The organism is Nocardia amikacinitolerans NBRC 108937 (assembly GCF_001612615.1).
In the GTDB taxonomy this organism is placed as follows: domain Bacteria; phylum Actinomycetota; class Actinomycetes; order Mycobacteriales; family Mycobacteriaceae; genus Nocardia; species Nocardia amikacinitolerans.
In genome coordinates this window covers 393,627-403,553 of sequence record NZ_BDAU01000011.1, presented here as the reverse complement: position 1 = coordinate 403,553, position 9,927 = coordinate 393,627, and the positions used below count along the sequence as shown (strand labels likewise).

Genomic DNA, 9,927 nt, shown 5'->3' with positions numbered 1-9,927 from the left:
GTCGCTATCCCGAAGTCGCAGTAGTCGAGTGGTTCGGTTGTGATGACGATCGAGCAGCCACACCCCGACGACCGCATCGTGATCATTGGCGGAGGCCAGGCAGGCGCCGAATGCGCGGCGTCCCTGCGTATGGCAGGGCACCGCGGCCCGGTGACGATCCTGACCGCGGAGCCCGCCTATCCGTACGCGCGCCCGCCGCTGTCCAAGGCATACTTGTCCGGCGCCGCGACGGTCGAGGATCTCTACATCCGACCACCTGCCACCTACGCCCAGCAGGACCTCGACATTCGCCTCGGCACCCGGGTCACGGCCATCGACCGAGTGCGTCGGTACGTACGGGTCGCGGCCGGTCCGGACGTTCCTTACGACCGGCTGGTGCTCGCCACCGGGGGCCGTGCCCGCCCTCTCCCAGTGCCCGGCGCCGTGTCGGCCCCGAACGTTCACACATTGCGGGGTCTCGCCGACGTCGACGCCATGCGAGAGCAGTTCACGCCCGGTGCCCGCCTGGTGGTCGTCGGCGGCGGGTATGTCGGCCTCGAAGTGGCCGCGGTCGGTTCGAAGGCTGGCTTGAAGGTCACGGTGCTCGAGGCAGCGCCCCGGGTGCTCGCTCGGGTGACCGCTGCGGTGGTGAGCGAATTCTACGAGCGGGTTCACGCGGAGCAGGGCGTCGAGGTGCGGACCGGCTGCTCCGTGGGCGGTCTCGAGTACGGACTGGACGGACGGGCACTCGGCGTGACTCTCGCGGACGGCACCCGCCTCCCCGCCGACCTGGTGGTCGTCGGCATTGGACTGGTCCCCAACACCGAACTCGCTGAGGCGGCCGGTCTGCCCGTCGATGACGGCATCCTCGTCGACGAATTCTGCCGCACCGCGGATCCGCACATCCTGGCAATCGGCGATTGCACGCGACACCCCTGCGCCCAGCACGGCGGGTTCCGTCGCCTGGAGTCGGTGCCGAACGCCACCGAACAGGCGCGGGTCGCGTCCGCGGTACTGACCGGTGCCCCACGCGCCTACGACGCGATCCCATGGTTCTGGTCCGACCAGTACGACGTGAAGCTACAAACGGTCGGACTCTCGGCCGGTCACGACGAGGTCGTAGTGCGCGGGCGTACCGATACGGGACGCTCTTTCACTGTCTTCTACCTCGAGGACGGCGAAGTCACGGCCGCTGACGTCGTCAATGGGCCCCGTGACTTCATGGTCGCCAAGAAGCTGGTCGCATCGCGTGCCCGCGTCTCGAGCGACCTGTTGAGAGATCAGGCGACACCGCTCAAGCAGTGTCTTTGAGCGCTTCGGCTGTGAAGCGCGTGAGTTCAATCCACGATCGGAGATTTTCTATGTCGGAAGCCGTCATCGTAGATGCGGTTCGAACCGCTGTCGGACGCGGTAAGCCTGGCGGAGCGCTCTCTGCTTTGCATCCTGCCGAGTTGCTCGCCACTACACTGCGTGCGCTGGCGGACCGCAACAAGCTGGATCCGGCTCTCGTCGATGACGTCTTCGCCGGCTGCGTTTCGCAGGTGCGGGATCAGAGTTACAACATTGCGCGTACCGCCCTGTTGACGGCGGGATTCCCCGAGGCTGTCCCCGCCACGACCATCGACAGGCAGTGCGGCTCCAGTCAGCAGGCTGTGCATTTCGCTGCCCAGTCGATCATGGCGGGAGTGAACGAGATCGTCATCGCTTGCGGCGTGGAATCCATGAGCCGCGTGCCGATGGGGGCCTCCGCGATCGGCGGCGATCCTTTCGCGTCGCTGTCGGAACGGTATCCGGACGGCCCGGCGAATCAGGGGGTTGGTGCGGAGCTGATCGCGAGCCGTTGGAAGCTGTCGCGTAGCGAACTCGACGAATACGCCGCGGCCTCGCATCACCGAGCGGCCAAGGCGCAGGCCGCTGGTGCGTTCGACGCGGAAGTAGTCCCGGTAACCGTGCCCGGCTCCGACGGTGGCTCGCTCGTTCACGACTTGGACGAGACGGTTCGGCCGAACACTACCGTCGAAGGCCTAGGCGGTCTGAAGCCGTCGTTCCACACGGCTGAATTCGCGAAACGCTTTCCCGAGATCGAATGGTCGATCACACCAGGAAACTCCTCGCCGCTGACCGACGGTGCATCTGCTGTGCTCGTTATGAGCCGTGAGCGCGCCGAACAGCTGGGGCTGCGACCGCGTGCGCGTTTCAACGCCTTCGCCGTGGTAGGTAGCGACCCGTTGTTGATGCTGACCGGTCCCATCCCGGCGACACAGCGGATTCTGCGGCAGGCCGGGCTCGGTATCGACGAGATCGACGCGTTCGAGGTCAACGAAGCTTTTGCCTCGGTTCCGCTGGCGTGGGCGCGTGAGCTCGGAGCCGACCTGGCGAAAGTCAATCCGAGGGGCGGAGCGATCGCGCTCGGACATCCGCTCGGCGGATCCGGAACCAAACTGCTCGCGACGATGCTCAACCACCTCGAGCAGACCGGCGGTCGATACGGACTTCAGACGATGTGCGAAGGCGGTGGCATGGCCAACGCCACGCTCATCGAGCGCATCTGACGCCGTCCTATCGTGCCGACATGCCGAAGGGCGCCGCTCGGCTGAATGACCCTGCGGCCGTAGACATCCGAACAGGGCTACGCCCATGAGTGTTCATATCGGCAGGTCGCCCCAGTCGCAGCAATGGAAGGCGCCCTCCAAACAGCACAGTGTGCGATGTGTAGTGGGATACGCTGCCTATTAACCACGAATTAACGCGTGTTCCCCAGTGTCGGGACGTGCTGGCGGATGGTGTGCTGCCAATGGCCGAGGATGATCCTTACCGGACAGTCCGTGACGTGTCCGAGCCGGTCACGGAGGAGTTGCGCTCGGCAGGGTTCGACGATGCCGAGGAAATCGGGCGGGGCGGTTTCGGTGTGGTCTATCGGTGCACGCAGGCCGATCTGGACCGAACGGTGGCGGTGAAAATCCTGACCGCCGACCTCGATACGGAGAACCGGGCGCGATTCTTCCGTGAGCAGCAGGCGATGGGCCGACTGACAGGGCATCCGAATATCGTGACGGTGCTTCAGTCGGGGGCTACCGCGAGCGGGCGGCCGTACCTGGTGATGCCATATCACCCGTTGGACTCGCTGGACGTCCGGATCCGCAGTCAAGGTCCCCTGCCGGTCGAGGCTGTGTTGTGGATCGGTGTGAAGATCGCCGGAGCACTGGAGAGCGCACATCGCCTCGACATCGTGCATCGGGACGTGAAGCCGGGAAACATTCTGCTGACCGATTACGGCGAGCCCGCGTTGACCGACTTCGGCATCGCCCGGATCGCCGGGGGATTCCAAACCGATGCGGGCACCCTCACCGGATCCCCGGCGTTCACTGCCCCGGAAGTGCTCGAGGGCGAAACCCCCGGCCCGTCCGCGGACGTCTACGGGCTGGGCGCCACCCTGTTCTGCGCGCTGACCGGGCACGCGGCGTTCGAACGGCGCAGCGGGGAGAACGTTGTCACCCAGTTCCTGCGGATCACCACTCAGCCTGTGCCGGACCTGCGCGAGAGCGGTATCGCCGACGATGTGTCCGCAGTGGTCGCGACCGCGATGAGCCGCGATCCCGGCCAACGGCCGTCGGCGGCGGCGCTGGGCGAGTCGATCCGGCAAGTGCAGCGCCACCACGGATACGCGGTCGAAGACATGGCGCTGCAGGCTGAACCGGGCGCGCAGCGCCGAGATCGCAAGTCGGCCTTGCGGGGATGGCGCCCGCCCGCAGCGCCATCGATAGCTCGCCGCAGCGCAGCGGCTCTGCCGCTCGAGTTGACCAGTTTCATCGACCGCCGCACCGAGGTGGCGCAAGTGAGGAATCGGCTGGCTTCGAGCCGGTTGGTGACGTTGACGGGAATCGGTGGGGTCGGCAAAACCCGGTTAGCACTGCGTGCCGCCTCTCTTGTGCGCAAAGACTTCGCCGACGGGCTGTGGTTGATAGAACTGGCCGACGTAACCGACCCCTCGCTGCTGCTCGCAGTCGTTGCGGCCGGCCTGGGGTTGCGTGACGAGTCGACGCGGCCGCTTCCGGAGGTGATAGCCGAGTTCCTGTCCGGCCGCGAGTCGCTGCTGGTGCTGGACAACTGCGAGCAGCTGGCTCCGGAGGTCGCGGGGCTGGTCGAGCCCTGGTTGCAGTCCTGTCCCGATCTGCGGATCCTAGCCACCAGCCGCGAACCGCTGGATATCCCTGGTGAGGCGGTATTTCGAGTGTCGCCGCTGCCGGTGCCCGATCCGGACAAAGAACCGTCGTTACGGGGACTGCCCCGCTACGACGCGGTGACGCTGTTCGCAGACCGCGCGACCGCCGTAATCCCGGATTTCGAGCCGACCGCGGACAACGGGGCCGCCATCGCCCGCATCTGTGCTCGGCTGGACGGAATACCGCTGGCGATCGAGCTCGCCGCCGCCCGGATGCGCACGATGTCGCCCGAGCAGATCCTGCAACGCCTCGACGACCGATACGCGTTGCTCACTCGCGCGAGCCGCACCGCACCGACGCGGCAACAAACCCTGCGTTGGTGCGTCGACTGGAGCTACCAGTTGTGCGACCCGGCCGAGCAGCGGCTGTGGGCTCGGTTGTCGGTCTTTGCCGGCGGTTTCGAACTCGACGCCGCCGAAGATATCTGTGGCGCTGATCTCCCACCGGGCGGCCCGCTCGATGTGCTGTCCTCGCTGGTGGACAAGTCGATCCTGATCCGGGACGAGGCCGGCGGTGTGGTGCGCTTCCGGATGCTGGAGACGCTACGGGAATACGGCAGGCAGAAGCTGTATGACGTCGGCGAATACGGCGATATGCGTCGGCGGCACCGCGACTGGTATCAGCGGTTGGCGATGGATGCGGAGGCGGGCTGGATCAGCGACCGGCAGCCCTACTGGCTCGCCAGGCTCGAGCGTGAGCAACCGAACCTGCGCGACGCGCTCGAATACTGTTTGGACGAGAACAGCGAGGAGGCGGCCGAAGCCGGGCTACGGACCGCCACGGCACTGTTCATGTTCTGGAATTTCCGAGGCATGTACAGCGAGGCTCGATCGTGGATAGCGCGGGTTCTGGACCACCCCGCCCGACAACCCGTGCCCGACCGTGTCAAAGCGCTCTACGTGGGCTGCGTCTTGGCGTCCATGCAGGGCGATCTTCAGGCGGCTGACAGCCTCGTGGAGCAGGGACGCGTGCTCACTGAACAGGCTCCCACCCCGATGGTTCAGGCGCTGATCGCCTACTGCGAGGGCGGCCTGCAGTTCTATCGGGGTGAGCTTGCCGCGGCTTCCGATTCCTTCGAACGAGCCGCCGACGGATTCAGTTCGGACCGCAGTGGATACCTGTACGTCGCCGCCCTGACCGTGCTCGGTTGGGTGCACGAACTGACCGGTGATACGGAGCGGGCGCTCGAGTACCACCGGCAAGTGCTCTCCATCACCGAGGCATGCGGCGAATCGCTTTTTCGGTCTGCCGCATTGCGGGACACGAGCATCGCGGTCTGGCAGCAAGGTGAGGGGTCCGAGGCGATCGACCTGCTCCAGCGTGCGCTGCGATTGAATCGTCGAGTGGGCAGCCCGGTTGTGGCAGCGTTGAGTCTCGAGGCGCTGGCCTGGATTGTCGGCGCCGATGGTGACGCCGAGCGCGCGGCCGTGCTGATGGGAGCCGTCCAGGAACTCTGGCGATCTGTCGGGAGCCCCGAGGGTATCTTCCCAATGCCGCAGCATCACGACGAATGCGTGCGACTGGCGCGATCAGCCCTCGGGACAAGGCGATTCGATTCATCCTTCGGACACGGTCGAGCGATGAGCATGGATGAAGCCGTGTCTTATGCACTGGATGAGCGACCCACCGCCACGACGCCCGAGTCGGGTCGGTGCATATTGACCAAGCGTGAGCGGCAGGTTGCGGATCTCATCGCCCAAGGCATGACCAACCGGCAGATCGCTGCCGAATTGGTGATCTCGCAACGGACCGCGCAGGGCCACGTCGAACACATCCTCACCAAACTCGGATTCACCTCGCGCACTCAGATCGCAGCTTGGATCGCAGAAGATACCGAGCGGCGGAACCATCGATCGTCCTGATCGGTGTCGCGGTCGCGTGCCGGGTCGCTCACTGGAGAAGGACTCGGGGAGCCGCTACAGCCTGCGCGTCAGCATGATCTCAGCTGTGCCGGCCTCCTACAGGCGTTCGATGATGGTCACGTTGGCCACGCCGCCGCCTTCGCACATGGTTTGCAGTCCGTAGCGGCCGCCGGTGCGTTCGAGTTCGTGCAGGAGCGTAATCATCAGTCTCGTACCGGAGGCGCCCAAGGGATGTCCGAGCGCAATGGCGCCGCCGTTGACGTTGAGCTTGTCGGGATCGGCGCCGACGTGTTTCAGCCACGCCATCGGGACGCTGGCGAACGCCTCGTTCACCTCGTAGAGGTCGATGTCCGAGATCGTCAGGCCTGCGCGCTGCAGAGCGTGTTCGGTGGCGGGTAGGGGAGCGGTGAGGATATTGACCGCGTCGTCGCCGAGCACCGAGATGTGGTGGATGCGCGCCCGCGGAGTCAGGCCGTGGGTTTTGACGGCGTGCTCCGAGGCGACCAGTACGGCGGAGGCGCCATCGGAGATCTGGCTGGAAACGGCCGCGGTGAGTTGTCCGTCCGGACGCACGGTCCGGAGGCGGGCCATCTTCTCCAGGGTGGTGTCCGGCCGTGGGCCTTCGTCTGTAGTGACGCCGGCGAACGGGGTGATCTCGCGATCGAAGCGACCCTCTTGTTGCGCGACGGCCGCACGCTGGTGGCTGGTCAGTGCGAACTCCTCCATATCCAGTCGGGAGAAGCCCCAGTCCGAGGCGATGCGTTCGGCACTGGCGAACTGGGAGACCTCGCCGGCGCCGAAGCGCCGGATCCAGCCGGGCGAGCCGCTCCAAGGATCGGTTGCGCCGTAGGGTTCGCCCGCGGAGTAGGACGAACCGATCGGGAACTGGCTCATCTTCTGCACGCCGCCTGCGACGATCAGATCGGACGTGCCACTCATGACCGCCTGGGCCGCGAAATGCACTGCCTGTTGCGAGGATCCGCACTGTCGATCGATAGTCACCCCCGGCACCGTCTGCGGTAATCCGGCGACCATGGCGCAGGTGCGTGCGATATTGCCGGACTGGGAGCCGATGGTGTCGAGACAGCCGTAGATGACATCGTCGATCGCGGCCGGGTCGAAGTCGCCTTGCTGGACCAGGACGTTGATCGGGTGCGCGCCGAGATCGGCCGGATGAATGGCGGCGAAGCCGCCGCTGAGTTTGCCGACGCCGACCGGTGTCCGGATGGCGTCGACGATGTATGCCTCGGGCATGAGGAACTCCGTGATTCTTGTACTGGGGGTGAACCGTCAAGCGGTGGGTTGAGAAAGGCCGAGGTCCTGGCTGCCGAACGTCTCGCGCAGGACGGTCTTCAGGACCTTTCCGCCCACATTACGAGGAAGCTCGTCGACCACAACGAGATCCTTGGGGTGTTTGAACCGCGCGAGTCGAGCCCCGAGGAATACGCCGACCTCGTCCAAGTCGAAAGTCTGGTCTTCGTGCAATGCCACTACCGCCACGGCGATCTCGCCCCAGCGTTCATCGGCGCGCCCGATGACGGCGACCTCGGCGATGGCGGGGTGGTCCATCAGTGCGTTCTCGACTTCGGCGCAGTAGATGTTCTCGCCGCCGGAGATGATCATGTCTTTTTTCCTGTCCACGATGTACAGGAATCCGTCGTCGTCCTGACGGCCGAGGTCTCCGGAGTGCAGCCAGCCTCCGGCGAACGCTTCGGCTGTGGCATCCGGCCGCTGCCAGTAGCCGGCCATCACCGTCGGCCCTCGGAAGACGATCTCGCCGACCTCACCAACGGGTACATCACGCATCTCGTCGTCGACCACTCGCACCTCGAGCGCTGACGTCGCCACCCCCACGGAGCCGAGCTTGCTGAGGCTGTAGCGACCGTCCAGATAACAGGCGAAGCCGGTACTTTCGGTTTGCCCGAATACCGCGACCGTTTCGGCATCGGGGAACGCCTCGCCCATCGCCCGCAGCAGAGTGTCGGAAGCGGGGGCCGCGCCCCAGCTGAGCACGCGCAGACCTACTGGGCGCGGTCGTCGCAGTTGGGCGTTTGCCACGGCCTGCCATTGCGCGGGCACCAGGAACACCCACGTCGTCCCCTCTTGCTCGAAGACGTCGAGGGTGCGGTCGCCATTGAACTCCCCGATCGGATGGATCACCGACGGACCGCCGAAGTACAGCTGCGGTAGCACCGAGGCGATTCCCCCGATGTGAAAGAGCGGTACTGCGACCGAGACCACATCGCCGCGGCGGCAGGACAGTGAATCGATGAACGCCATGCAGATAGCGTTGAGATTCGTGTGGGAAATCATCGCGCCCTTGGGTTTTCCCGTGGTGCCCGATGTGTAGAGGATCAAGGCGGTGGAGTCGTCGGGCACATCGATGTCGGGCAGCTTGCCCGTGTCGTCAGCGATCAACTGCTCGTAGCTCAGCTGCTCCTGCTCTGCGTCATCGACCGCGACGATGAACTCGATGGCGAGCGAGTCCGCGGCGACGGCTGCTGCCGGTTCGGCCATGGCTCGGTCCGTGACGACGGCCTTCGCGCCCACGTCGGTGGCTATGAAGACGGCCTCGGCTGGGCTCGTTCTGATGTTGACAGGTACTGCGATGGCACCGGCGGCGGTGATCGCGAGGAGCGTCTCGACGTACTCGGGCCGATTGAGCATGAGGACCAGGACGCGGTCGCCGGTCTCGACTCCGCGCTGTCGGAGGGCTCGCGCCAGTGCGGTCGACCGATCGTGGAGTTCTCGCCAGGTCACGGTGCGACCGAGATACCGCAGCGCGGGATGGTCGGGGATCATCCGGGCGTGGCGACAAACCTGGTTGTTCCAATGGCGTCGACGTGAACGGGTGAGGTCGATGCCCGCCTCAACCTCTGGGCGTTGACCTGATGTCGTGATCATTGCTTCTCCACTTCGCCGACCGCCGTCGGCGTCAAATGTCTTTTCAAAAAAGCGACTTGGTCGTTGACATTGGGTGTCCGCCACGGTTCCACGTAGACGTCGAAATGGCCTGCCGGGTAACGGCATACCTCGGCGCGGCTGCCTACTCGTCGCGCGACGCGCTCGAGCGTCGCGGGCGGCGCCACCGCGTCGTGCTCGCCGATTTGGAGAAGTACCGGACACCGTAGTTTGCCGACTTTGGTGATCGGACGGTTGAGCGGTATCGCGAGTAGTTCTCGGGCCGCGAACTCGTTGCGCCACGTCGGCCCGGCGAAGGCCCGCATACCCGACACGGCGTCGGGCGAGTTCATCGCCGCGACGCTACCGGGCGGTCCAACGACGGGCACCAGCAGTGGCGGTCGGCCCATCAGGGACCTCGCGACGTCGCGTATTGCGGCGAGGTTGACCTTCAGGACGAAACCGAAACCGTTCGATTTGACGGCACTTGCCAGCGACGCCATCCCGTCGACGGCGGCCACCTGCGCCACAACCGCGGCGACCCGGGGATCGTCAGCCGCGACAGCAAGAGCATGACCACCGCCGTAGGACGTCCCCCACAAAGCGATTCGGTCGGGGTCGACGCCGTCGAGCGCACGCGCGAACTCGACCGCCGCGAGGTAATCGCGGCGGTGGCGTCGGAACGAGACCAGCTGGCGCGGGGTCCCCGCCGAATCGCCGAAACCGCGGTAATCGAAGAGGAGAACATCGATTCCGGCTCCGGCAAATGCTCGGGCGAACGGCAGCAAACCGCTGTCGCGTGTTCCACCGAATCCATGCGCCATCACCACGCAGGGTCGTCCGTCGCCGACGTCGAGCTCCGAGTCCGCACCAGGCAAATGCCAAGCGGCGCAACGCTGTCCGTCACTGATGAACTCGACTTCGTTCATCTGCACATTCCTTTCTGAAACCGTTGGCCAGGT

The 9,927-nt window shown here is 65.6% G+C and carries 6 protein-coding genes; 3 read left to right on the top strand and 3 right to left on the bottom strand.

Annotation, left to right across the window (positions count from 1 at the left end):
* Positions 1-42 precede the first annotated feature (42 nt).
* The 3 genes from NAM01S_RS12110 (at position 43) to NAM01S_RS12100 (ending at position 6,064) form a co-directional block, all read left to right on the top strand.
* A complete protein-coding gene (locus NAM01S_RS12110) occupies positions 43-1,290 on the top strand; it encodes an NAD(P)/FAD-dependent oxidoreductase (RefSeq protein ID WP_067783868.1) in 1,248 nt (415 codons plus the stop codon).
* Between the two features lie 50 nt (positions 1,291-1,340).
* Positions 1,341-2,531 carry a thiolase family protein gene (locus tag NAM01S_RS12105; protein ID WP_067783866.1) on the top strand — a complete coding sequence of 397 codons (1,191 nt, stop codon included), beginning with the start codon at positions 1,341-1,343 and terminating at the stop codon, positions 2,529-2,531.
* Positions 2,532-2,773: 242 nt separating this feature from the next.
* Complete coding sequence (locus NAM01S_RS12100; RefSeq protein WP_067783864.1) at positions 2,774-6,064, top strand: protein kinase domain-containing protein; 3,291 nt, start codon at positions 2,774-2,776, stop codon at positions 6,062-6,064.
* Positions 6,065-6,160: 96 nt separating this feature from the next.
* Here the strand turns inward: NAM01S_RS12100 and NAM01S_RS12095 are convergent, their stop codons facing one another.
* Genes NAM01S_RS12095 through NAM01S_RS12085 form a run of 3 tightly spaced genes read right to left on the bottom strand, consistent with a single transcriptional unit; the run spans position 6,161 to position 9,894 of the window.
* The gene (locus NAM01S_RS12095; protein WP_067783862.1) at positions 6,161-7,318 is read right to left on the bottom strand and encodes an acetyl-CoA C-acetyltransferase; all 1,158 of its coding nucleotides are present in this window, start codon (positions 7,316-7,318) and stop codon (positions 6,161-6,163) included.
* A gap of 36 nt (positions 7,319-7,354) precedes the next feature.
* The gene (locus tag NAM01S_RS12090) at positions 7,355-8,968 is read right to left on the bottom strand and encodes a long-chain-fatty-acid--CoA ligase (protein ID WP_067783860.1); all 1,614 of its coding nucleotides are present in this window, start codon (positions 8,966-8,968) and stop codon (positions 7,355-7,357) included.
* Complete coding sequence (locus tag NAM01S_RS12085) at positions 8,965-9,894, bottom strand: alpha/beta hydrolase (protein WP_067783858.1); 930 nt, start codon at positions 9,892-9,894, stop codon at positions 8,965-8,967. Before NAM01S_RS12085 ends, NAM01S_RS12090 begins: the two co-directional genes overlap by 4 nt.
* Positions 9,895-9,927: the final 33 nt, after the last annotated feature.